A 23,773-nucleotide genomic window follows, 5' to 3' on the forward strand; every position below is an offset into this window, starting at 1 on the left:
CCCCCGTCCCCGCACCACCCGTCCCCGCACCACCCGTCACGAAGGAGCACGACATGTCCGACACCCTGAGCGAGCGGGGGCTGCGCGTCGGCGTGGTCGGTGCCACCGGCCAGGTCGGCAAGGTCATGCGGACGCTGCTCGACGAGCGGGACTTCCCGCTCCGTGAGATCCGCTTCTTCGCGACGGCGCGCTCCGCCGGCACGACGCTGTCGTTCCGCGGCGTCGACGTCGTCGTCGAGGACGTCGAGACCGCCGACCCGACGGGCCTCGACATCGCGCTCTTCTCCGCCGGCGCCACCGGCAGCCGGGCGCACGCCCCGCGCTTCGCCGCCGCGGGCGTGCTCGTCATCGACAACTCGAGCGCCTTCCGGATGGACCCGGAGGTGCCGCTCGTCGTCAGCGAGGTGAACCCGCACGCGATCGACCAGGCCGTCAAGGGCATCATCGCCAACCCGAACTGCACGACGATGGCCGCGATGCCCGTCCTCAAGGTCCTCGACGCGGAGGCGACCCTCGAGCGCCTGATCGTCAGCACCTACCAGGCGGTCAGCGGCAGCGGCCTCGCCGGCGCCGACGAGCTGCTCGGCCAGGTGCGCGCCGCCCTCGAGGGCGACACGGCCGGCCTCGTCCACGACGGAGGCGCAGTGCAGATGCCGGAGCCCGCCGTCTACGTGCGCCCCATCGCCTTCGACGTCATCCCGCTCGCCGGCTCGATCGTCGACGACGGCCTCGACGAGACCGACGAGGAGAAGAAGCTGCGCAACGAGAGCCGCAAGATCCTCGAGCGCCCCGACCTCCGCGTCAGCGGCACCTGCGTGCGCGTGCCGGTCTTCACGGGCCACTCGCTGTCGATCAACGCCGAGTTCGCCGACGCCCTCACGGCGGCCCGCGCGAAGGAGCTCCTCGCCGACGCCCCCGGCGTCGTCCTGACCGACGTGCCGACGCCGCTCCAGGCGGCGGGCTCCGACCCGTCGTACGTGGGCCGCATCCGGCAAGACGAGGGTGTGCCCGGCGACCGCGGCATCGCCCTCTTCATCAGCAACGACAACCTCCGCAAGGGCGCGGCCCTGAACGCGGTGCAGATCGCGGAGATCGTCGCGGCCCGTCGCCTCGCCGCCGCCTGAGCCCGGCAGGGGAGCGCGGGAGGCGCGGGGCACCGAACCCGCGCCTCCTGCGCTCCGAACAGCGAGCGTGACCCGTCTCGCTCGCTCCCTCGTCGCCGTCGCGTCCCTCCTCGTCCTCACCGGCTGCGCGCCCGACCCCGCGGCGCCGTCGGCCGGCGGCGGCAGGGCCGGCGTCCCGGAGGGAGACGGGCCGGTCGTCTCGTTCTACGGCGACTCGTACACGCTGGGCACCGGGGCGAGCGACCCATCGAAGCGGTGGTCGACCGTCGTCAGCGCCGAGCGCGGCTGGCGGGAGCACAACGAGAGCGTGAACGGCCTGGGCTTCGTCAACAACCGGACGTCGTTCGAGGGCGGCGACCTGCCGGGCCAGGTGATCGCGGCCGACCCCGACATCGTGATCGTGACGATGGGGCTCAACGACGCGTTCTCGTACGACAGGAGCGCCGACGAGATCCACGAGCAGATCGGCGTCGACCTGCACCGCCTCGACGACGCCCTGCCCGAGGCGCGCATCGTCGTCGTCGAGCCGTTCTGGTACACCGACGAGCGGCCGGAGAGCGTCGACGTCATCGCCGGGTGGGTGCGGGAGGCAGCCGACGAGATCGACGCCGACCAGGTGCCCGGAGCCTCGCGGTGGCTGACCGGCCACCCGGAGTGGATGGCAGCCGACGGGCTGCACCCGAACGACGACGGCTACGCCGAGCTGGCGCGGCGCATGGACGAGGCGCTGACCGGGCTCGGGCTCTGACCGGGCTCGGGCACCGACCGGCGGGGTCGTCGGCGGTCGTTCGACGTCGAGAGGCCTGCGCTGGCTCCCCGGGGCCGCTCGCCCCGCCGTGCGCGCGTCGGCCTAGACTGACGCCGTGACCGATGCACCGAAGCCAGTCGACGTCGCCCTGATCGGGGCGGGCATCATGAGCGCCACCCTCGGCGCGATGATCAAGCAGCTCGAGCCGACGTGGACGATCCAGATCTACGAGGCCCTCGGCGACGTGGCCCAGGAGTCGAGCAACCCCTGGAACAACGCGGGCACCGGCCACTCCGCACTCTGCGAGCTGAACTACACGCCCGAGCGCTCCGACGGCACGATCGACATCAGCAGCGCCGTCAAGGTCAACGAGCAGTTCCAGGTCTCGCGGCAGTTCTGGTCGCACCTCGTCGCCGAGGGCGCCCTGCCCGACCCGTCCGCGTTCATCTCGTCGACGCCCCACATGAGCTTCGTCTGGGGCGAGAAGAACGTCGAGTACCTGCGCAAGCGCCACGAGGCCCTGCGCGACCACCCGCTCTTCCGCGGTCTCGAGTTCAGCACCGACGCCTCCGTCATCCGCTCGTGGGCCCCCGTGCTCATCCCCGGCCGCTCGAAGGGGCAGCCGATCGCCGCGACCCGCATCGAGGCCGGCACCGACGTCGACTTCGGGGCGCTGACCCGGCTGCTCATCGAGCACCTCGAGGCGAACGACGCCCGCCTCGAGCTCGACCACCGCGTGACGGGCCTGAAGAAGCTCGGCGACGGCACCTGGCGCATCAAGATGCGCAAGCAGGTCGGCGGCACGCCCACGACGGTCGACGCCCGCTTCGTCTTCGTGGGGGCCGGGGGAGGCGCGCTGCACCTCCTGCAGAAGTCGCGCATCGACGAGATCAAGGGCTTCGGCGGCTTCCCGGTCAGCGGCGAGTTCCTCCGCACCGACGACCCCGAGGTCGTGGCGAAGCACCGGGCGAAGGTCTACGGCAAGGCCGCCGTCGGGTCGCCGCCCATGTCGGTGCCGCACCTCGACACCCGCATCGTCGACGGCGAGGCGAGCCTCATGTTCGGGCCCTACGCCGGCTTCAGCCCCAAGTTCCTCAAGAACGGCTCCGTGCTCGACCTCGTGATGTCGATCCGGCCGCACAACCTCTACCCGATGATCCGGGCGGGCCTCGCCAACCTCGGCCTCGTGAAGTACCTCGTCGGCCAGCTGGCCGCGAGCAAGGAGACCAAGTTCGAGGCGCTGCGCGAGTTCATGCCCGACGCCGACCCGGCCGACTGGTACCGCATCACCGCGGGCCAGCGCGTCCAGGTGATCAAGCGCGACGCACAGAAGGGCGGGGTGCTGCAGTTCGGCACCGAGGTCGTCGCCGCGGCGGACGGCAGCATCGCCGGCCTCCTCGGTGCCTCGCCGGGCGCCTCGACGGCCGTGCCGATCATGCTCGACGTGCTGGAGCGCTGCTTCCCCGACCGCATCGCGGGCTGGACCCCGGTGCTCCGGCGGCTCGTGCCGACCTACGGGGAGTCCGTCGCGACGGACGAGCAGCGGGCCGCCGCCACCCTCGGCGCGACCGCGGAGGCGCTGCGCATCCACGCCTGACCCCGTCGCCGGCGTCCCGGCCCGATCGAACGTGTGTTCTAATGGACGCATGCGGTGGAGCGGGCAGGCGATGGCGACGGAGAGCGACTCGGCCCTGCCCGGGCTCGCGAAGCTGTCGAACCTCGTGGCGTCGGTCACGACGCCGGAGTTCGCCGGCGTCACCTTCCACGAGATCCTCGCCAAGAGCGCGCTGAACCGCGTGCCCGGCGGAGACAGCGCCCTGCCGTTCGGCTGGACGGTCAACCCGTACCGGGGCTGCAGCCACGCCTGCGTCTACTGCTTCGCGCGACCCACCCACGAGTACCTCGACCTCGACGGCGGCGACGACTTCGACCGCCAGATCGTCGTCAAGGTCAACGTCGCCGAGGTCCTGGCCCGCGAGCTCGCCCGGCCGTCCTGGCAGCGGCACCCGGTCGCGCTCGGCACGAACACCGACCCGTACCAGCGGGCCGAGGGGCGCTACCGCCTCATGCCGGGCATCATCGCGGCGCTCGCCGACTCGGGCACGCCGTTCAGCATCCTCACGAAGGGCACCCTCCTGCGCCGTGACCTGCCGCTGCTGGCGGAGGCGGCGGAGCACGTGCCGGTCGACATCGCGATGTCCGTCGCCGTCCACGACGACGAGCTGCAGCAGTCGATCGAGCCGGGCACGCCCACGACCGCGGCGCGCCTCGCCACCGTCCGGGCGGCGACCGACGCGGGCCTCCGCTGCTCCGTCTTCATGATGCCGGTGCTGCCGTACCTCACCGACACGCGCGAACACCTCACCACGGCGCTCGAGGCCGTCCGCGACTCCGGGGCCACCACGGTGCTCTACAGCGCGCTGCACCTCAAGCCCGGGGTCAAGGAGTGGTTCTTCGCCTGGCTCGAGCGCGAGCACCCGGAGCTGTTGCCCAAGTACCGCGAGCTCTACGCGCACGGCACCTACGCGCCCACGGGGTACCGCCGCTGGCTCGCGGGGCGGATGCGGCCCCTGCTGGCCCAGCACGGGCTGCAGCGCGGCGAGGCCGACCCCTCGACCGGCACGACCCGGTCGCGGGCGCTCGACGACGCGGAGCAGTCGCTGCGGCTGATGAACCTCACCCCGACGTCGGCTCCCCGGTCGCTCCTGGCCGAGGAGCTCCCCGGCGGGGCACGCTCCGAACATCCCCGGCTCTTCTGAGCGACCGGGGCACAGATCACGACCCTCCTCCGAGTCGATCCGGGGGTGGCCCCAGATAACGGGGTACATGAGCTGGTCGATGTTCTGGCATGATCATCAGGCCAGCCACGGAGCGAAGGAGGCACGGTGCTGCTCGGACTGCCCGCCCACCTCGCTCCCCAGAGCACCGGTCGCGCGCTCGCGCGCTCCTGTCACGTGATCGCGTGCGTCGTCCTCGCCGGCGCGGCCCTCCTGCTGGTGAGCAACCAGGTGGGCATGCCGTCGCTCATCCTGTGGCCCGCCCTGGTCGCGGTCGTGACGATGGCGGCGCTCGTGCTCGTCGTCGCCACCTACCGCAGCGCCACGAGCTACGCCGCCTACCTTGTCCTCGGCTCGGCCTGCCTCTACTGGTACGCGCTCACCCTCTTCGCCCAGGTCCCGACGATCCAGGCCTCCGACGCCTTCTCGCTCTCGCTCCCCAAGATCGCCCTGGTCATGGTGGGGGCGAGCGGGGTGCGCCCGCGCCACAGCATCGCCTGGGCGACGAGCGGCCTCGTGCTCGGCGAGGTGGCCACCCAGCTCGCGACCTGGCAGACCGGGTCCGCCCCGAAGGTCGACGTGACGACGGTGGTGGCCTGGGCCGTCGTGGTCGCCACCCTCGGCTACGCCCTCGTCGCCCGCGACCGGGCTCGGCGGGCCCAGCCGAGCATCCACCGCGCCGCCGTCGACCAGCAGCTCCAGAGCATCCGTCACGACATGGAGCAGCAGGCCGCGGCGCTCGTCCACGACACCGTCCTCAACCACCTCGCCGCCGTCGCGACCGCGGGCCCCGGCCGGCTCGACCCGTCGCTCGCCTCGTCGATGGCGGCGGACCTCGAGACGCTCGTCGGCCAGGAGTGGCTGCGTGACCCCGCCCCGCCCGGGGTCGACGCCGCGACGGCCGAGTGGGACGACAGCCAGCTCGCCCGCGCGGTCGAGCAGGGGCGCGCCCGGGGGCTGGAGATCGGCGTCACGGGCGACGTCGCTGCCGTGGCCCGCCTGGCGCCCGTGGTGGGCCAGGCGCTCGGCCTGGCCGTGACCCAGTGCCTGACGAACGTCGAGAAGCACAGCGGGGTGCGCCGCGCGGAGGTCGTCGTCTACGGCGACGGCGGCGAGCTCTCGGTCATGGTCATCGACGACGGTGCGGGCTTCGACCAGGACGCGGTGCCCCGTGACCGGCTCGGCCTCAGCAACTCGGTCCGGGCGCGCATGGAGCGCGTCGGGGGCTCGGCGCAGGTCTGGTCGTCGCCCGGCAGCGGCACCTCCGTCGTCATCCGCGTCCCGGCCACCGGCCCCGACGAGCCGGGCGACACGGTCCCGGTGCCCGGCGCCGAGGGCGCGTCGGACGTCGCGCGCTCGGACGACCGGACGGGCGACGCCGCATGAGCGACCGCGAGCGGACCCCGCAACAGGTCGACCCCGTGGGGGCCCTGGCCTCCCGTCCCGTGTCGCTGATCACCGTCGTCGCGGCCCTCGCCGTGGCCGTGTCGGCGACCCTGAGCGGTCGTGACGAGATCGTCGACCCGGCCGCGTCCGTGGGCGCGGTCGCGGCCCTGGCGGCGGCCGGCCTCGTGCTCGTGCTCTCCGCCAGCCCGCTCCGGGCGCCGTTCCGGCGTCGCTCCCTGGTGGCCGTGGTCGTGCTCTCCTGTGCCGCCGTCGCCCTCGAGGCGCTCGGTCTCCTCGGGCAGAACGAGCTCGTGCGCGACGACTGGTCGTCGCTCGCGGTCGGCGTCCTGCTGCTCGGCGTCGCCCCCTACCGACCCGCCGCCGAGATCCTCGTCGCCGGCCTCGTCGTCGCGGTCGTCGTGGCCGTGGTCGTGCTGCTCGAACGGCCCTGGTTCGTGACGGCCGTGCCGACCACGACCTTCGTCGTCGTCGCCGTCGTGCCGGTCGTGGCGCTCTCCGCGGCCGCCGCCTCCTTCTCCCGCACCTTCACGCTGCTGGTCGAGCGGTGGATCGACCGCGCGACGACCTTCCGGCGCGCCAGCGCCGACGAGCTCCGGGCGAGCATCGCCCGATCGGTGCAGCAGGACCGCGTCACCATCCTCAACCGGGAGGTCGTGCCGTTCTTCTCGTCGCTCGTCGACCGCGGGGCGGTGACGGCCGCCGACGCCCAGCGCGCCCGCGACATCGCCGACCAGCTCCGGGTGTCGATGGTGGCCGAGGCCGACCGGTCGTGGCTCGAGCACCTCTTCGTCAGCCCGACGAGCGGCGTCTCGGGCATCGTCGTCGACCCCGACTTCGTCGCCTCCGCCATGACCCCGGACCACAGGACGTCGCTGCGCGCCCTGCTCGTCGCCTTCGGCGAGCGGGACGGCGTCCAGGCCGACGACGTGCGGGTCGACCTCCGACGGGTCGACGAGCGCGTCGAGGCCCTCGTGAGCGTCCCGACCACGGTGGGGGAGTTCGTCGTCCGCCGCCGCTTCGCACCGTGGTTCGCCGTGCTCCGCATCGTCTTCGGCGACCTGCAGGTCGACGCCACCTCCCCCCTCCTGACACTAAGGTTTTCTTATGACCAGCACTGAGTCGAGCGGCCGCTCGTCCCTCCGCCCGGGCTTCGGCAGGCCCGCCGCCGCCCCGTCGTGGAGCACGGTCGGCCCCGGCGACGAGACGCCCGCCACCCGCCGGGTGCGCCTCGCCATCCTCGACGACCACGAGGTCCTCCTGGACAGCCTCTCGAGCTGGATCAACGTCAACGCGTACGACTTCGACCTCGTGCTCACGGCGCACACCTGGCTGCAGCTGGTGCACAGCGACAGCTTCCCGACCGACCTCGTCTTCCTCGACTTCCAGCTCAAGGAGCCCGTCTCGATCGAGGCCCGGGTCCGCACCTGCCGGGCCGCCGGCGCCAAGGTCGTCGTGCTGTCGAGCCTCGACACGCGGGAGTCGCGGGAGCGTGCGCTCGACGCCGGGGCCAGCGCGTTCCTGTCGAAGTCGCTGCCCATGCGCGAGGTCATGGACGCCGCGCGCCAGGTGATGGGCGTCGCCCGCGACTCGTCGCCGCAGCGGGACTGGCGGCCGCTGCCGGTCGGCGCGACCAACCAGAGCCGACCCAAGCTGAGCGCCGGCGAGGCCGAGGCATTCCGGCTGTACGTCTCGGGCTTCAGCACCAACGAGGTCGCCGCCCAGATGAACGTCCAGTACGAGACGGCGAAGACCTACCTGCGCCGGGTGCGCGAGAAGTACGCCAAGGCCAACCGACCGGCGAGCAAGAAGAGCGAGCTGATCCGTCGGGCGGCGGAGGACGGCTACCTCCAGTAGTGGCGAAGCTCTACTTCCGCTACGGGGCCATGAACAGCGGCAAGAGCACGGCCCTGCTCCAGGCGGCCTTCAACTACGAGGAGCGCGGCCAGCGCGTGCTGCTGGCGAAGCCCCGGGTCGACACGAAGGGCGACGACGCGGTCGTGTCGCGGCTCGGCGTCACCCGGACCGTCGACGTCACCTTCGCGCCCGGCGACGACGTGCTGTCGGTGTTCTGTGCCGAGCGAGCGCGCGTGCGCGACGAGACCGGCTCCGACCTCGCCTGCCTGCTCGTCGACGAGGTGCAGTTCCTGTCGCCGGGGCAGGTCGACGACCTGCTGCGCATCGCCGTGCTAGAGGACGTCCCCGTGCTGGCCTACGGCATCCGCACCGACTTCCGCACGCTGGCGTTCCCGGGCAGCCGGCGCCTGATGGAGGTCTCGCACAGCCTCGAGGAGCTCAAGACGATCTGCCGCTGCGGGCGGAAGGCCGTCTTCAACGCACGCAAGGTCGGTGACCGCTTCGTCTTCGACGGGGACCAGGTCGCGATCGACGGCGAGCAGGTCACGTACGAGTCGCTCTGCGGCGCCTGCTACCTCGCCGAGAGCAGCGGCCGCCTCGCCTGACACGGCCCCCGCCTCCTGCTGCCCGTGGAGGGGCACGTACGCCCGGGAGGCTGGACCCGCAGGGTCCCAGCCTCCCCTTCAGCGTCGTGAAGAAAGCACAGAACGACAGGAAGGCTGGACCCGTAGGCCCCCGCCTGCCCTTCAGCGTCGTGAAGAAAGCACAGAACGACAAAAAAGCTGGACCCTAGGGTCCAGCCTCCCCTTCAGCGTCGTGAAGAAAGCACAGAACGACGAATGGCTGGACCCTAGGGTCCAGCCATGCGTCGTGTGTCGGGGTAGCGGGATTCGAACCCACGACCTCCTCGTCCCGAACGAGGCGCGCTACCAAGCTGCGCCACACCCCGTCGTCTCGGTGGGCATCTCTGCCTGCCGAAGCAACGTGTACAAGGATAGCGGATGAATCGGGGTCCGCGTGCCACCGCCGGGCGGTGGGCACCGAGGGGGAGCGAGTCAGGCGGTCAACGTCACGACGACCGCCTCGGGGCGGCAGTCGAACCGCACGGGGGCGTAGATCGACGTGCCGAGCCCTGCGGAGATCTCGAGGTGCGCGGTGCGCCGTGCGTGGCTCCAGGTCGTCAGCCCGCTCACCTTGCTGCGGGGGATGTCGCAGTTGGTCACGAGTGCGCCGTAGCCGGGCACCCGCACCTGACCGCCGTGCGTGTGGCCGCCGAAGATGACGTCGGCGCCGTTCGTGACGAACGAGTTGAGCACGCGCTGGTAGGGCGCGTGCGTGACGCCGATGCCGATGGGGTCCGGCCCGCCCCGGTCGTCCTGCCAGCCGACGTTCTCGCGGAGGTCGTCGAGGGCACCGGGGAGGCGGTCGAGGCGGTCCCAGCCCCGGTGGGCGTCGTTCACCCCGAAGAGCTCGAGCCGGTTGCCCCGGAGCTCCAGGGCGCGTGCGGTGTTGTTCAGGTCGAGCCAGCCCAGGTCGGCGAAGAAGGTCTCCATGCGGTCGACGTCGAGCGGTGCCGGGGCCCGGTGCGGCCTGCTCGGCCCGGCGAAGTACCGGAGCGGGCTCTTGGGGACGGGACCGTAGTAGTCGTTGGACCCGTTGACCCAGACGCCCGGCACGCCGCGGAAGGGCTCGAGGGTGTACTCGAGCGCGGTGTGGGCGTCGGCGTGCCCCAGGTTGTCGCCCGTGTTCACGATGAGGTCCGGCTCGTACACCGACAGCCCGCGGACCCACTCCTGCTTCTCCGACTGCCACGGGGCGAGGTGGAGGTCGGACAGGTGGAGGACGGTGAGCGAGCGCGACCCCGCCTCGAGGATCGGGAGCACCTCGTGACGTACGGTGAAGCGGTTGCGCTCGACGAGCGCGCCCCACGCGAACGCTCCCAGGCCGACGGCCGCGCCCGCCGCAGCGGTCGCGGCCGTCAGGCGTCCGGCAGAGAGGGGGCTCACGAGCACCCTCCGGGGTCGTTGCCGTCCTTGCCGCCGTAGAGCACGACGGAGACGGCGGTGTCCTTCGCGACGGACGTCCCCGCGGCGGGGTCGCTGCTCGCGACCCGGCACTGGTTCTTGCCGTCCCCGGCGGTGAAGCCGGAGACGCCGAGCGCGGTGGTGAAGCCGGCTCCGGCCACGGTCGCCCCGGCGCCCTTGAGGTCCTGGCCCACGAGGTCGGGGACGGTGGTGGCCAGCGAGCCGTCGGAGGTGAAGACGCGCACCGTGGAGCCCTTGGCGACGAGCGTGCCACCGGCGGGGTCCGACCCGCTGACCTGGCCGGCCGGGAGGGTCGACGCCTGCACACCGCCGTCCTCGTACTTCAGGCCGGTGCTGCGGAGGAGCGTCTGGGCGGCGGCGGGCGTGCTGCCGGCGAGATCGGGCACGCTGACCCCGGTGCCGCGGAGGACGGCGTTCGAGGGGGCCACGAAGGCGCCGCCCGGGTACGCGGCGTTGTTGACCGTCTGGACCTCACGGAAGAAGGCCGACCGTGCGTTCGCGTAGCTGCCGTTGCGGGGCTGCACGGGCGACGAGTAGGCACGCAGGCTCTTCTTGCCGCCGGTGAAGTCGTAGTTGCCCTGCCAGATGGCCGTGGCGACGCGGGTGGACGCGCCGATGATCCAGATCTGGTCCTTGTCGTCGGTGGTGCCGGTCTTGCCGATCTCGGGGATGCCGTCGCGAGGCAGGCCGCCGACGGCCGTGCCCGACGTCCAGAGGCCCGACATCGCCTTGGCGGCGCCGGCGGCGACGTCAGGGTCCAGCGCCTGGGTGCAGGCCTGGGGCTGACCGCCGATGTCGGCACCCGAGGAGTCCTTGATGTTGTCCACGATGATCGACTCGCAGTACTTGCCGCCGGCCGCGATCGCGGCGTAGGCCGTGGCCATCGTGAGCGGGGCGACCTCGTTCGAGCCGAGGATCGACGACGGGTTCTCGTAGGCCAGCGGGTTCCCGTCGGCGCGGTGCACGCCGAGCTTCTCGGCGACCCCGGCGATGTCGGCGAGGTCGAGCTGGGAGGCCATCGCCGCGTACGCCGTGTTCATCGACTGCGCGGTGGCCGCGGCGACCGTCATGCTCCCGGGCTTCTCGCCCGCGTCGTTCTTCGGCGTCCATCGCACGGTCGGACGGCCGTCCGCCGTGAGCTGGAAGGTGCGGGGAGTCGCGTTGACGGACTGGTTCACGCCGTTGCCCTGCTCGAGCCAGTCGATCAGGGTGAAGGGCTTGTAGGTCGAGCCGGGCTGGAAGCCGCCCGAGCCGCCGTACTGCTGGTCGGTGCTGAAGTTCACGGAGGTCTGGGTGCGGTCCTCGGACGCCACCTCGGAGAACGTCGTGTTCTGCGCCATGACGAGCACACGGCCCGTGCCGGCCTCCACGGTGTTCACGACCGAGCCGAGCTGGAGCCGGGTCTCGCTCGCCGGGGCGTAGCGGTCGACCTTCTCCTTGGCGCTGGCGGTGAGGTCGAGGTCGAGGGTCGTGTAGACGTTGTAGCCGCCGGTTGCCCAGTTCTTCTCGCGCTCCTCGGGCGAGGAGCCCAGGACGGCGAGGTTCTTGATGTTCTTCTTCACGTAGTCGCAGAAGTACTGGGCTCCGGCTGCCGTGACGGCCGCACAGCCCTGCGTCGGCGTCGTCAGGTGCACGTAGCTCGCGATGTCCGCGGCCAGGGCCGCCTGCATCGTCGGCTCATCGATGAAGCCCTCGGCCTTCATCGACTTGATGATGACGTCGCGTCGAGCCTTGTTGCCCTCGTACTTCTCCGGAGTGGAGAGGTTGCGGGTGTCGGGGTACTGGACGATGGCGATGAGGCTCGCGGCCTCCTCGACGGTCAGGTCGAGCGCCGACTTGTTGTAGTAGTGCTGGGCGGCGGCCTGCACGCCGTAGGTCTGGTCGCCGAAGTACGCGATGTTGAGGTACGCGAGCAGGATGTCGTCCTTGGAGTACTTCTTCTCCAGCCCGATGGCGAACTTCATCTCCTCGAGCTTGCGGTCGAGCGTGGTCGTCGTCGCCTCCTTGTAGGCGGCGTCACGCTCCTCCTGCGTGTCGAGCTGCTGCGACTGAGCGATGCGGATGTTGCGCACCAGCTGCATGGTCAACGTCGATCCGCCGCCGCTGGCCCCCAGCTCGCCGCCCCCGAGCGACCCCGCCGCGGCGCGCACGAGCGACGTGACGTCCACCCCGCCGTGGTCGTAGAAGCGGCGGTCCTCACCGGCGAGGACGGCGTTCTTCAGGTTGCCCGAGACCTGGTCCCACTTGAGCTCGACGCGGTTCTCGCTGTAGAGGGTCGCGAAGGGGACGTCCTGCCCGCCCTGCTTGGCGTAGAGCGTGTTGCGCTGGGACAGCTTGCCGATCTCGATGTACTCGGGGATCGACTCGAAGACCCCGATCGAGCTCGAGGCGGTCATGCCCGCCACGGCGATCGCCGGCGTCACGCCGATGGTGACGAGGAGGCCGGCCAGCACGCTGAAGCCGACGAATCCGAAGAGCGCCCCGACGACGGACGTGGGCTTCGATTTTTGGGCAGACATAAGATCAGGGTAAGTGACACCGACGACATCCGAGCTGATAGGAACCACAAATGGTCCTTTGGGAGTACATGACCACGCCGCTCATGGTGCACAACAGCACCGCGATCCTGAACAACTGGGGGAGCGAGGGCTGGGAGCTCGTGCAGGTCACGCAGGGGCCGGAGGGCGGCCCCGTCGCCTGGTTCAAGCGCGAGAAGCCGCAGGGCGCCTGATGGCCGACGTCGCCGCTCGCCTCGCCGAGCTCGGCCTCGAGCTCCCCGCCGTGGCCGCCCCCGCGGGCGACTACATCCCCGCCGTCCGCAGCGGCCAGCTGGTGTTCACGGCCGGCCAGCTCCCGTTCGTCGACGGCGCCCTCCCGGCGACCGGCGTCGTGGGCGAGGCCCCCGGGCTGGTGACGCCGGAGGCCGCCCGTGACCTCGCAGCACGGTCCGCGCTCAACGCCCTGGCCGCCGCGGCGACCGTGCTCGGTTCGCTCGACGAGGTCGTCCGGGTGGTGAAGGTGACGGGCTTCGTCGCGTCCGACCCGGCGTTCACCGGGCAGCCCGGTGTGATCAACGGCGCCTCCGAGCTGCTGGGCCGGGTGTTCGGCGAGGCCGGCCGCCACGCTCGCAGCGCCGTCGGCGTCGCCGCGCTGCCGCTCGGCAGCCCGGTCGAGGTCGAGCTCGTGCTCGAGGTCGCCTGACCCCGCCCGGCCGCAGGGCTCCCGACCGGGAGCCCTGCCCGGTGGGCATCAGCGCAGGCCGGCGCTGATCGCGCTCATCACGGTCGCGTCGGCGAGCGTGGTCGTGTCCCCGACCTCCCGGCCCTCCGCGACGTCCCGGAGCAGGCGCCGCATGATCTTCCCCGAGCGGGTCTTGGGCAGCTCGTCGACCAGCACGACGGTGCGCGGTCGGGCGATGCTGCCGATCTGGCGCGCGACGTGCTCCCGCAGGGCGACCACCGCCTCCTCGGGGGCCTGGGCGCCGCGGGCGCCGTCGCGCAGCACCACGAAGGCGACGACGGCCTGCCCGGTCGCCTCGTCCGCCGCCCCGACGACGGCCGACTCGGCGACCGAGGGGTGGGCGACGAGCGACGACTCGATCTCGGCGGTCGAGAGCCGGTGCCCCGACACGTTCATGACGTCGTCGACGCGCCCGAGCAGCCAGATGTCGCCGTCGTCGTCGCGACGAGCGCCGTCGCCGGCGAAGTACCGGTCGCCGAAGCGCCCCCAGTAGGTCTCGACGTAGCGCTCGTGGTCGCCCCAGATGCCGCGCAGCATCGACGGCCACGGCTCGGTGACGACGAGCAGCCCGCTGCCGCCGGGGCCGACGGGTGCCCCGTCGTCGTCGACCACGTCGACCACCACGCCCGGCACCGGCGTCTGAGCAGCCCCGGGCTTCGTGGCGGTGACGCCGGGCAGCGGCGAGACCATGATCGCGCCGGTCTCGGTCTGCCACCACGTGTCGACGACGGGGGTGCGGCCCGAGCCGACCACCTCGCGGTACCAGAGCCAGGCCTCGGGGTTGATGGGCTCGCCGACGGAGCCCAGCAGGCGCAGCGACGAGAGGTCGCGGGCGAGGGGCAGCTGCCGCCCGGCCTTCATCGCGGCACGGATGGCCGTCGGGGCCGTGTAGAAGAGGGTCACCCCGTACTTCTCGACGATGTCCCACCAGCGCCCTGGAGCGGGGGAGTCGGGGGTCCCCTCGTAGAGGACCTGCGTCGCGCCGTTCGCGAGGGGCCCGTAGACGACGTAGCTGTGGCCGGTGATCCAGCCGACGTCGGCGGTGCACCACCAGACGTCGGTGGTCGGGCGGAGGTCGAAGACCGTCGCGTGGGTCGTCGCGACCTGGGTCAGGTAGCCGCCGGAGGTGTGCAGGATGCCCTTCGGTCGGCCCGTGGTGCCGCTCGTGTAGAGGATGAACAGCGGGTGCTCGGCCGGGAAGGGCTGCGCGACGTGGTCGTCGCCGACGCCGTCGAGGGCCTCGTGCCACCAGAGGTCGCGGCCCTCGGCCCAGTCGACGGCCTGGCCGCCGCGGCGCACGACGAGCACGGTCTGGACGGTCGACGGCCCGCCCGTGGCGAGCGCGGCGTCGACGGCGGGCTTCAGGGGCGACACCGTTCCCCGTCGCCAGCCGCCGTCGGCGGTGACGACGACGGTCGCCCCGGCGTCGTCGATGCGGGCACGGAGGCTCTCGGCGCTGAACCCGCCGAAGACGACGGAGTGCACGGCGCCGAGGCGGGCGACGGCGAGCATGACCACCACCGCCTCCGGGATCTGGGGCAGGTAGACGACGACGCGGTCGCCCGCCCCGACGCCGAGCGACGCGAGCAGGTTCGCGGCGCGCTTGACCTCCCGGGTCAGCTCGTCGTAGGTGACGGCACGGCTGTCGCCGGGCTCGCCCTCCCACAGCAGGGCGACGCGGTCGCCGTGGCCGGCCTCGACGTGCCGGTCGAGGCAGTTGTAGGCCACGTTGAGGGTTCCGTCGGCGAACCAGCGGGCGACGGGCGCGTCCGTCCAGTCGAGCGCCTCGGCGGGAGGGCGGTGCCAGGTGAGGCGCTCGTGGGCCTGTCGCAGCCAGAAGCCCTCCCGGTCCGCGGCGGCCGCCGCGGCCAGCTCCGGGCCCGCCGCGGCCTCCTCGACGAACTGCGCGGAGGGCGGGACGACCAGGCCGGGGGAGGCGGCCGCCCCGTGGTCGTCACCGGTGGGGGTGGAGGGGGCGGTGCCGTCGGTCATGTCGGTCCTCTCGCGTCGTCGCGGTGCGGCGGCCGGGGCCGTCGCGCCGACCCTACTCCGGCGGCCGGACGCCGCAGGCGCGCCCGGCACCTCGACCGGCGCCGCGACACACCAAGACGGATCGGCCTCACCCGTGGCGTCCGAGCGGGTAGCTGGGGTACAGTGATGCACGTCGGGATTCGTCCTGGCAGGCAGTGCGAGCGATTCCCCCCGATCCAGCACTGCCGTGGCGGCACCCGTTCCCCCCGACTGGTGCCGCCCCTCTCGTTTAACCCGGTCGTCGCCCCCGGGTGGCCGGGGCGTCGTCCCTCCCCAGGACGCTCCGAACGAAGTCGTTCCGGGCTCGGCGTGCACTGATCTGTCTGCGTTGCCGCCGCTGGCTAGCGTCGGCGGATGGACGAGACCGATCGTGGAGCTGCCCGGAGTCACCCCGACCTCACCCGCGGGTGGCCGCCGGGGCGGTACGTCCCCGACGTGCCCGGGAAGCGGGGTCGTGATCGGGGTACGTCGGGCCGTTCCGGGGTACAGGTCGAGGCCGCCCGGGGAGCCTCCGCGCACCGCGAGGCAGACGTAAGCGCGGTCGGCCACGACTTGGGGCCGCTCAGCGCGCTGCTCGACGACGACGTCACCGACGTGTTCGTGAACGGAGGCGCGGGCACCTGGGTCGACCGGGGCGCGGGGGCCCGCCCCGACCCTCGCGTGCACCTCTCCGAGGGCGACGTGCGCTCACTGGCCGCCCGGCTCGTCGCCCGGGGCGGGCGGCACGTCGACGAGGCGACGCCCTGCGTCGACGTGCGGCTGCCGGGGGGCGTGCGCGTGCACGCCGTGCTGCCGCCCGTCTCGACGAGGGGCACCCTCCTCTCCGTCCGGCTGCCTCGCCCCGAGCCGCTCGGCCTCGACGAGCTCGCGGCCGCCGGCTTCTTCGCGCCGGGCGACCACGCCGTCGTGCGGGGGCTGGTGGAGAGGCGCGCGAACGTCCTCGTGACCGGCGCGGGAGGGGCGGGCAAGACCACCTTCCTGGCGGCCTTCCTCTCCGCGGCCGACCCGGGCGACCGCGTCGTCCTCATCGAGGACGTCGCGGAGCTGCGCCTCCGGCACCCGCACGTGGTCTCGCTCGAGGCCCGACAGCCCAACCTCGAGGGCGTGGGCGGCATCGACACCGCGCGCCTGCTGCGGGAGGCCCTCCGGATGCGTCCCGACCGGCTCGTGGTGGGGGAGTGCCGGGGCGTGGAGGTGCGCGACCTCTTGTCGGCCCTCAACACCGGGCACGACGGCGGAGCGGGGACGCTGCACGCCAACGGGCTCGCCGACGTCCCCGCCCGGCTCGAGGCCCTCGGCGCCGTCGCCGGCCTGGCCCCGTCGGCCCTCGCCCGGCAGGCGGTCAGCGCCGTCGACGCCGTGCTGCACGTCGAGCGCCGGGACGGTGGTCGGCGGCTCGCGCAGATCGGCTCGCTGGCCCTGGGCCCGTCGGGCGAGCTCGTCGCCCGGGCGGGCCTCCGCGCGGCGGAGGAGCCGTGAGGCGGAGGCGGCCCCTGAGGCGGCACGACGGGGCGGTCGCCGTCGAGCCGGGTCGACCGGTGCGGAGGGCACCGCCCACGGCGGTCGCCGTCGTCCTGGAGCGCACCGCCGTGCTGCTCGGGGCGGGAGTGGCCCCCGCGTCGGCCTGGCGGCACCTCGCCGGGTCAGAGCGCCACGCCGTGGTGGCCGCCGTCGCGGAGCGCATCGGCACGCAGGCAGCCCGCGGCTCACCGGTCTCCGTCGCCCTCCTCGACGCCCTCCGCAGCAGGCCCTTCGCCCGCGTCCCGGACGGGCTCCGCGCGGACAGGGAGTGGCGTCAGGTCGCGTGCGCCTGGCGTGTGGCCGAGCAGAGCGGAGCGCCCCTGGCGGACTGCCTGAGGTCGTTCGCCCGCGCCCTGCGCCAGTCCGAGGAGGTGCGCCACGAGGTGGAGGTGGCGCTCGCCGGCCCCCGCGCCGCCGCGCGGATCGTGCTCGGGCTCCCCGTGGTCGGCCTCCTCTTCTCCCTCGGCTCCGGCGTCGACGCGGGGGCCGTGCTGGTCTCGCCCCTCGGCGGAGCGTGCCTCGCGGGCGGCGGGGCCCTGGTCGCCGCCGCTCGGGCCTGGAACGCCCGTCTCGTCCGCGGAGCGACGCCGCCGGGCGACGTGCCCGGCCTGCGGCTGGAGCTGCTGGCCGTCGCGCTCGCGGGAGGCGGCTCGTGGCAGGGGGCGGTGGCGCTCGTGGCCCGAGCCGTGGAGGAGTGCCTCGTCGACGGGCCGTCCGGCGACGACGACGGCGCCGCCGTCCTGGAGCTGTCCCGGCGGGCGGGCGCGCCGGCGGCCGAGCTCCTCCGGGCCGCCGCCGTGGAGGAGCGGCTGGAGGCCGCCACCACGGCGCGCTCGGCAGCGGCGCGGCTCGGGTCGACCCTGATGCTCCCCCTGGGGGCCTGTGTCCTCCCGGCCTTCCTGCTCGTGGGGGTCGTCCCGCTCGTCGCGGCACTCGTCTCCTCCACCGCCGGCGTCCTGTGATCCCTCTCCCCAGGCCGGCGTCCCCGCCCGAGGGCCGGGCCCGGGGAGGCCGCACACTCGCACCAGGTCGCCGCGGCGGCCCGCCGACCCGGCCGGGTCGGCGAACGACGAGAAGAAGAGGACCTCATGACCACTGCCCAGACATCCGTCTCCCGCTCCTCGGCGCCCGGCCGTTGCTCGGCGCCCGCGGGCGGGTCCGCGCCCGCCAGGTCGTCCGCCGCGCTCCGACCGGGCGGGCCCGACGTTCCCCGGGCCGCACCGCGGCTCCGGCGACTCGTCGCGCACCTGCGCTCGGAGGTCGGCGCCGCGACGGCGGAGTACGCCATCGTCATCATGGCCGCGGTCGGCTTCGCCGGCGTGCTGCTCGCCGTGATGCGCAGCGACGAGGTGCGGGCCGTGCTCAGCGACCTCGTGCGGTCGGCCCTGTCGGTGGGCTGACGGGTGCCCCGCGGGCTCCGCGACGACGCGGGCAGCGTGACCGTCGAGTTCGCGGTCGTGCTGCCCGCCGTCCTGCTCCTCCTCGCGCTGGTCGTCGGGGCGTCGGCCGCCGCCGCGCAGTCGATCCGCCTCGCCGACGCGGCGGCGGTCACCGCCCGGCAGACGGCCCGCGGCGACGGCGGGCGGGCCGCGGCGGTGCTCGGGCAGCTCGCGCCCGGCGCCGCGGTGCAGTCGACCGAGGGCGAGGGGCTCGTCTGCGTGGTCCTCCGCCGACCGGTCGACGCGGGCCCGCTCACGGGCGTCGTCGTCCTGACCTCCCGCAGCTGCGCCCCGGCGCTCGGGGGCTGACGTGGGAGGGAGGGCGCCGGGCCCCGTGCCCGGCGACGAGGGGGCCGCCTCCGTCCTGGTCGTGGCCGTCCTCGTGGGGGTCGTCGTGCTCGCCGTCGCCGTCGTGGGCGGCGGGCGCGCCCTGGCGGAGCGCAGCCGGGTCAGCGGAGCCGCCGACGCCGCGGCGCTGGCGGCGGCCGACGTCGCCGCCGGTCTGGTCGCGGGGTCGCCCTGCGACCGGGCCGGGGCCCTCGCGACGGCCAACGGCGTCGTCCTCACGAGCTGCCGCGTCGACGAGCTGGTCGTCACCGTGAGGGTGACGACGAGCCTCGCCGGGGTGGTCGTGGGGGCCTCCGCGACGGCGGGTCCGCCGGCGACCGGCACCGTGCCTCCCGGGCTCCCGCCGTGAGGTGGCCGCCCGCCGCGTGTGTGTATGGTGTGCCTGTCGGCGGCACACGTCAGCGCCGTCGCGCTGGTCGGGGTGCGACGCGAGTCGCCCGCCGCCGACCGTCTGACCGGCCTCCCGGGGCTGGTCCCGTCGTTCCCCCCAATGCAAGGAGTCCCGTGCCAGGCACGAAGAAACTGGTCATCGTCGAGTCGCCCGCGAAGGCCAAGACGATCGCCCAGTACCTCGGCAGCGGCTACGAGGTGCTCGCCTCGGTCGGCCACATCCGCGACCTCGTCGAGCCGAAGAACCTGCCGGCCGAGCTGAAGAAGGGCTCGCTGGGCAAGTTCTCCGTCGACGTCGAGAACGGCTTCGAGCCCTACTACGTCGTCTCCGACGCCAAGAAGAAGACGGTCTCCGACCTCAAGCGCGCCCTCAAGGGCGCCGACGAGCTCTACCTCGCCACTGATGAGGACCGCGAGGGCGAGGCCATCGCGTGGCACCTCCTCCAGGAGCTCAAGCCGAAGGTCCCCGTGAAGCGGATGGTCTTCCACGAGATCACGAAGGACGCCATCCAGCAGGCGCAGGAGAACACGCGCGAGCTCGACACCGCGCTCGTCGACGCCCAGGAGACCCGGCGCATCCTCGACCGGCTGTACGGCTACGAGGTCTCGCCGGTCCTCTGGCGCAAGGTCGGCCCCGGCCTCTCCGCCGGTCGGGTGCAGTCCGCCGCCACGCGGCTCGTCGTCGACCGGGAGCGCGAGCGGCTCGCCTTCGTCTCGGCCTCCTACTGGGACCTCACCGCGACCTTCGAGCCCGACGGGGAGGCGCTGCCCTTCTCCTCGAGGCTCGTCCGGGTGAACGGCTCGCGTGTCGCCAGCGGCCGTGACTTCGACGACCGCGGCCGGCTCAAGGGCGAGGCCGTCTCGCTCGACGAGCAGTCGGCCACGGCGCTGACGCGGGCCCTCGAGGCCGAGGGCGTCGACGTCGTCGTCTCGTCGGTCGAGTCGAAGCCCTACACGCGGCGCCCCGCCGCGCCCTTCACCACGTCGACCCTGCAGCAGGAGGCGGCGCGCAAGCTCCGCTTCTCCGCCCGCCAGACGATGAGCGTCGCGCAGTCCCTGTACGAGAACGGGCACATCACCTACATGCGCACCGACTCGCCGTCGCTGTCGCAGCAGGCCACGAACGCCGCCCGGAAGCAGGCGGCCTCCCTCTACGGCGCCGAGACGGTGCCCGAGAAGCCCCGCACGTACGCCGGCAAGAGCAAGAACGCGCAGGAGGCGCACGAGGCGATCCGCCCCTCGGGCGACACGTTCCGCACGCCGAGCGAGATGCAGGGCGCGCTCCGCGGCAACGACTGGAAGCTCTACGACCTCATCTGGAAGCGCACCGTCGCCTCGCAGATGGCCGACGCCAAGGGCTCGACGGCCTCGGTCGCCGTCTCGGCGACGACGCCCGACGACGTCGCGGGCATCACGCCCCGCACCGCCGCCGGGACCCTGGCGGAGTTCGTCGCGACCGGCACCGTCATCACCTTCCGCGGCTTCCTCGCCGCCTACGAGGAGGGCCGGGACGAGGACCGCCACGGCGCCGCCGAGACCGCCGACGCGAAGCTGCCCGTGCTGGCCGAGGGCCAGCACCTCGTCCTCGACGACGTCGAGGCCAAGGGCCACGACACCAGCGCGCCGCCCCGCTACACGGAGGCGAGCCTGGTCAAGACCCTCGAGGAGCTCGGCATCGGGCGGCCGTCGACGTACGCCGCCATCATGTCGACGATCGTCGACCGCGGCTACGTGACCCCGCGCGGCACCGCCCTCGTGCCGAACTGGATCGCCTTCTCGGTCGTCCGGCTGCTCGAGGAGTACTTCGGCGACCTCGTCGAGTACGACTTCACGGCCAGCATGGAGGACGACCTCGACCAGATCGCCGGCGGCGACGCCGACCGGGTCGACTGGCTGAACGGGTTCTACTTCGGCAACGAGACCCACCGCGGCCTGCGCAAGGTCATCGACAACCTCGGCGAGATCGACGCCCGCGACATCAACTCCATCCCGCTGGGCGCGGGCATCACGCTCCGCATCGGCCGCTACGGTCCGTACCTCGAGGCGCCCGGCGACGACCCGGAGACCCCGCGGCGCGTCAACGTGCCCGAGGACCTCGCCCCCGACGAGCTCACGCCCGCCAAGGCGCGCGAGCTGATCGAGGCGCCCGTCGTGGGCGACCGCGTGGTCGGGACGAACCCGGAGTCGGGCAAGGAGGTCGTCGCGAAGGACGGCCGATTCGGCCCGTACGTCACCGAGCGCACGCCGGAGGAGGTCGAGGCCGACCCGGCGACCGGTGAGGTCGTCGAGGCTCCCGCCGCCGCCGCCGCGCCCGCGACCGGGGCCGCGGCCCCGGCCAAGAAGCCCGCTGCGAAGAAGGCCGCCCCGAAGGAGCGCACGGCGTCGCTCTTCAAGAGCATGAGCGTCGACACGATCGACCTGCAGACCGCCCTCGCGCTGCTCGACCTGCCCCGCACCGTCGGCCTCGACCCCGAGAGCGGCGACGAGATCCAGGCCCAGAACGGCCGCTACGGCCCGTACCTGAAGAAGGGGACGGACACCCGGTCGCTCACCTCGGAGGACCAGATCTTCGAGATCGACCTCGCCGGCGCCCTCGAGGCGTTCGCGCAGCCCAAGTACGGCGCCCGCCGGGCCAGCAGCGCGCTCGCCGAGTTCGCGGCCGACCCGGTCAGCGGCAAGCCCATCAAGGTCAAGGACGGCCGCTTCGGGCCCTACGTGACCGACGGCGAGACGAACGCCACCATCCCCCGCGGAGAGACGGTGGAGGAGGTCGACTTCGACCGCGCCGTCGAGCTGCTCGCCGACAAGCGCGCCAAGGGGCCGGCGAAGCCGAAGGCCAAGGCCCCCGCCAAGAAGGCGCCGGCCAAGAAGGCGCCCGCCAAGAAGGCGCCCGTGAAGAAGGCCGCGACCACGAAGGCCGCCACGCCCGGGGCCGCGACCGCGAAGGCCGCGACCGCGAAGGCCGCGACCACGAAGGCCGCCACGACGAAGGCCGCGACCGCGAAGGCCGCGGCCGCGAAGGCGGCGGCGACCGAGGCCGCGTCGTCGACGACCGACTCGACTGGCGAGTAGTGGCGGGCCTCTTCGTCACGTTCGAGGGCGGCGACGGCTCGGGCAAGACCACGCAGGCGGGCCTGCTCGAGTCGTGGCTGACCGAGCAGGGTCGTCGGGTCGTGCGCACCCGAGAGCCGGGCGGCACCGACCTGGGGCTGGAGCTGCGCGAGATCGTGCTGCACCGCCGTGGCCACATCGCCCCGCGCGCCGAGGCTCTCCTCTACGCGGCCGACCGGGCCCAGCACGTCGACACCCTCGTCCGCCCCGCGCTGGAGCACGGCGACGTCGTCGTGCAGGACCGCTACATCGACTCCTCGGTCGCCTACCAGGGCGCCGGTCGCGTGCTGGGCGGCGACGAGGTGCGCGACCTCTCGCGCTGGGCCGTGGATGGCCTCGCCCCCGACCTGACCGTCCTGCTCGACCTCGACGAGGCCGCGGCCCGGTCGCGCCTCGACGCGTCGCGCACCACCTACGACCGCCTCGAGGCCGAGGCCCAGGACTTCCACGCGAGGGTCAGGGCCGCCTTCCTCGCGATCGCCGACGCCGAGCCCGAGCGCTTCCTCGTCGTCGACGCGACCCTGCCCGTCGACGAGATCGCCGCCTCCGTCCGGTCCCGCGTCGAGACCCTCCTCGACCGCCCGTGACGTTCTGGGACGACCTCACCGGCCAGGCCGACGCCATCGACTCCCTGAAGGCGGCGGCCTCGGCCGACCCGGCGAACTCGTCGATGACGCACTCCTGGCTGATCACCGGCCCGCCCGGCTCGGGCCGCTCGAACCTGGCCTACGCCTTCGCCGGGGCGCTCCTCGCCCGGGGCCACGACGACGAGGCGACCGCCCTCCAGGTGGCGGCCCGGTCGCACCCCGACCTCGCCGTGTTGAGCACGGAGCGCATCATCATCACGATCGACGAGGTGCGGTCGCTCGTCGCCGCCTCGCAGTTCTCGCCCTCCGTCGGGCGGTACCGCGTCGTCGTCATCGAGGACGCCGACCGGATGACCGAGCGGACCTCCAACCTGCTGCTCAAGGCCCTCGAGGAGCCGCCGCCCCGCACGGTGTGGATCCTCTGCGCGCCGAGCGAGGCCGACCTCATCCCGACGATCCGGTCCCGCGTGCGGAGCGTGCGCCTCCGCGTCCCGTCCGTGCACGACGTCGCCGCCCTGCTCGAGCGCCGGGGGGTCGAGCCCGCCACCGCCCTGGTCGCCGCCCGCGAGGCGCAGAGCCACATCGGGATGGCCCAGCGGCTCGCGACCAACCCCGAGGCGCGCGCCCGACGGCGGACGACCCTCGAGACCGCCCTCGGCATCCGCTCGGTCTCCGACGCGGTGATCGCCGCCTCCACCATGCTCGCCGTGGCGGGGGACGACGCCAAGGCCATCACCGAGGAGCGCGACGCGGAGGAGCGCGCGAGCGCCCTGCGCTCCCTGGGCGTCGAGCCCGGCGGCACCGTCCCGCCCGCGCTGCGGAGCCAGCTGCGCGCCCTCGACGACGATCAGAAGCGCCGCGCGACGCGCAGCCTCCGCGACGGCATCGACCGCATCATGGTCGACCTGCTGTCGCTCTACCGGGACGTCCTCCTGCTGCACCTCGGCGTCGGCGACGACCTCGTCAACGAGAGCATCCGGCCGCAGCTCGAGCAGGCGGTGACGGCCTCGACGCCGGCCACCACCCTCGCCGTGATGGACGCGGTCAGCGTGGCCCGGCGGCGCATCGAGTCGAACGTCGCCCCCGCCCTCGCGCTGGAGGCGATGCTGGTCGCCGTCAGCAGGCACGCGGTCCGGTGAGGCAGGATGTGC

At 73.4% G+C, this 23,773-nt stretch carries 21 protein-coding genes and 1 tRNA gene; 18 read left to right on the forward strand and 4 right to left on the reverse strand.

Features of this window, described 5'->3' with window-relative positions; genetic code table 11:
* Positions 1-53 precede the first annotated feature (53 nt).
* The 8 genes from F1C15_RS13740 to F1C15_RS13775 all read left to right on the forward strand — a co-directional run bounded on the left by F1C15_RS13740 (position 54) and on the right by F1C15_RS13775 (position 8,515).
* Positions 54-1,124 (forward strand): aspartate-semialdehyde dehydrogenase, encoded by a 1,071-nt coding sequence (locus tag F1C15_RS13740; protein ID WP_056053146.1) that lies wholly within the window; start codon positions 54-56, stop codon positions 1,122-1,124.
* A gap of 67 nt (positions 1,125-1,191) precedes the next feature.
* Positions 1,192-1,872, forward strand: coding sequence for an SGNH/GDSL hydrolase family protein (locus F1C15_RS13745; protein WP_185231824.1), 681 nt, complete (start codon positions 1,192-1,194; stop codon positions 1,870-1,872).
* Positions 1,873-2,038: 166 nt separating this feature from the next.
* A complete protein-coding gene (locus F1C15_RS13750; protein WP_255465608.1) occupies positions 2,039-3,469 on the forward strand; it encodes a malate:quinone oxidoreductase in 1,431 nt (476 codons plus the stop codon).
* Between the two features lie 49 nt (positions 3,470-3,518).
* Entirely contained in the window at positions 3,519-4,631 is a 1,113-nt protein-coding gene (locus tag F1C15_RS13755) for an Rv2578c family radical SAM protein (RefSeq protein ID WP_185231828.1), read from the forward strand.
* Positions 4,632-4,757: 126 nt separating this feature from the next.
* Positions 4,758-6,035, forward strand: a complete 1,278-nt coding sequence (locus tag F1C15_RS13760) for a sensor histidine kinase (RefSeq protein ID WP_185231830.1) — start codon at positions 4,758-4,760, stop codon at positions 6,033-6,035.
* Positions 6,032-7,174, forward strand: a complete 1,143-nt coding sequence (locus F1C15_RS13765; RefSeq protein ID WP_185231832.1) for a hypothetical protein — start codon at positions 6,032-6,034, stop codon at positions 7,172-7,174. The genes F1C15_RS13760 and F1C15_RS13765 overlap by 4 nt, the downstream gene beginning before the upstream one ends.
* Positions 7,161-7,910 (forward strand): response regulator, encoded by a 750-nt coding sequence (locus F1C15_RS13770; RefSeq protein WP_185231834.1) that lies wholly within the window; start codon positions 7,161-7,163, stop codon positions 7,908-7,910. The genes F1C15_RS13765 and F1C15_RS13770 overlap by 14 nt, the downstream gene beginning before the upstream one ends.
* Entirely contained in the window at positions 7,910-8,515 is a 606-nt protein-coding gene (locus F1C15_RS13775) for a thymidine kinase (protein ID WP_056053161.1), read from the forward strand. Before F1C15_RS13770 ends, F1C15_RS13775 begins: the two co-directional genes overlap by 1 nt.
* A 270-nt stretch (positions 8,516-8,785) precedes the next feature.
* On the opposite strand, the gene F1C15_RS13780 is transcribed toward F1C15_RS13775, so the two are convergent.
* The 3 genes from F1C15_RS13780 to F1C15_RS13790 form a co-directional block, all read right to left on the reverse strand.
* Positions 8,786-8,859, reverse strand: a tRNA-Pro gene (locus tag F1C15_RS13780).
* 106 nt (positions 8,860-8,965) lie between these two features.
* Positions 8,966-9,916 carry a metallophosphoesterase gene (locus F1C15_RS13785; RefSeq protein WP_185231836.1) on the reverse strand — a complete coding sequence of 317 codons (951 nt, stop codon included), beginning with the start codon at positions 9,914-9,916 and terminating at the stop codon, positions 8,966-8,968.
* Complete coding sequence (locus F1C15_RS13790; protein WP_082514263.1) at positions 9,913-12,474, reverse strand: transglycosylase domain-containing protein; 2,562 nt, start codon at positions 12,472-12,474, stop codon at positions 9,913-9,915. Before F1C15_RS13790 ends, F1C15_RS13785 begins: the two co-directional genes overlap by 4 nt.
* Positions 12,475-12,524: 50 nt before the next feature.
* Here F1C15_RS13790 and F1C15_RS13795 point away from each other — a divergent pair, with 50 nt between their 5' ends.
* Together F1C15_RS13795 and F1C15_RS13800 are read left to right on the forward strand one after the other, a co-directional pair.
* On the forward strand, positions 12,525-12,686 hold the full coding sequence (locus F1C15_RS13795; protein ID WP_185231838.1) for a hypothetical protein: 162 nt from the start codon (positions 12,525-12,527) through the stop codon (positions 12,684-12,686).
* Positions 12,686-13,156 (forward strand): RidA family protein, encoded by a 471-nt coding sequence (locus tag F1C15_RS13800; RefSeq protein ID WP_185231840.1) that lies wholly within the window; start codon positions 12,686-12,688, stop codon positions 13,154-13,156. The genes F1C15_RS13795 and F1C15_RS13800 overlap by 1 nt, the downstream gene beginning before the upstream one ends.
* A 48-nt stretch (positions 13,157-13,204) precedes the next feature.
* On the opposite strand, the gene acs is transcribed toward F1C15_RS13800, so the two are convergent.
* A complete protein-coding gene (gene acs, locus F1C15_RS13805; RefSeq protein ID WP_185231842.1) occupies positions 13,205-15,187 on the reverse strand; it encodes an acetate--CoA ligase in 1,983 nt (660 codons plus the stop codon).
* A 591-nt stretch (positions 15,188-15,778) separates the two neighbouring features.
* Here acs and F1C15_RS13810 point away from each other — a divergent pair.
* The 8 genes from F1C15_RS13810 to F1C15_RS13845 all read left to right on the forward strand — a co-directional run bounded on the left by F1C15_RS13810 (position 15,779) and on the right by F1C15_RS13845 (position 23,761).
* Complete coding sequence (locus F1C15_RS13810) at positions 15,779-16,705, forward strand: TadA family conjugal transfer-associated ATPase (protein ID WP_370543597.1); 927 nt, start codon at positions 15,779-15,781, stop codon at positions 16,703-16,705.
* 59 nt (positions 16,706-16,764) lie between these two features.
* Entirely contained in the window at positions 16,765-17,709 is a 945-nt protein-coding gene (locus F1C15_RS13815; protein WP_185231845.1) for a type II secretion system F family protein, read from the forward strand.
* A 126-nt stretch (positions 17,710-17,835) separates the two neighbouring features.
* Positions 17,836-18,147 (forward strand): DUF4244 domain-containing protein, encoded by a 312-nt coding sequence (locus F1C15_RS16050; RefSeq protein ID WP_197982203.1) that lies wholly within the window; start codon positions 17,836-17,838, stop codon positions 18,145-18,147.
* A gap of 3 nt (positions 18,148-18,150) precedes the next feature.
* Entirely contained in the window at positions 18,151-18,495 is a 345-nt protein-coding gene (locus F1C15_RS13825; protein ID WP_056053178.1) for a TadE family type IV pilus minor pilin, read from the forward strand.
* A 25-nt stretch (positions 18,496-18,520) separates the two neighbouring features.
* On the forward strand, positions 18,521-18,883 hold the full coding sequence (locus tag F1C15_RS13830; RefSeq protein ID WP_219731549.1) for an Rv3654c family TadE-like protein: 363 nt from the start codon (positions 18,521-18,523) through the stop codon (positions 18,881-18,883).
* Positions 18,884-19,038: 155 nt separating this feature from the next.
* On the forward strand, positions 19,039-21,996 hold the full coding sequence (gene topA, locus F1C15_RS13835; protein ID WP_185231849.1) for a type I DNA topoisomerase: 2,958 nt from the start codon (positions 19,039-19,041) through the stop codon (positions 21,994-21,996).
* Positions 21,996-22,622, forward strand: coding sequence for a dTMP kinase (tmk, locus tag F1C15_RS13840; protein WP_185231851.1), 627 nt, complete (start codon positions 21,996-21,998; stop codon positions 22,620-22,622). Before topA ends, tmk begins: the two co-directional genes overlap by 1 nt.
* Positions 22,619-23,761, forward strand: coding sequence for a DNA polymerase III subunit delta' (locus F1C15_RS13845; protein ID WP_185231853.1), 1,143 nt, complete (start codon positions 22,619-22,621; stop codon positions 23,759-23,761). The genes tmk and F1C15_RS13845 overlap by 4 nt, the downstream gene beginning before the upstream one ends.
* The last annotated feature ends 12 nt before the right edge of the window (positions 23,762-23,773 follow it).

This window comes from Frigoribacterium sp. NBH87, assembly GCF_014217665.1.
GTDB classification, from domain to species: Bacteria; Actinomycetota; Actinomycetes; order Actinomycetales; family Microbacteriaceae; genus Frigoribacterium; species Frigoribacterium endophyticum.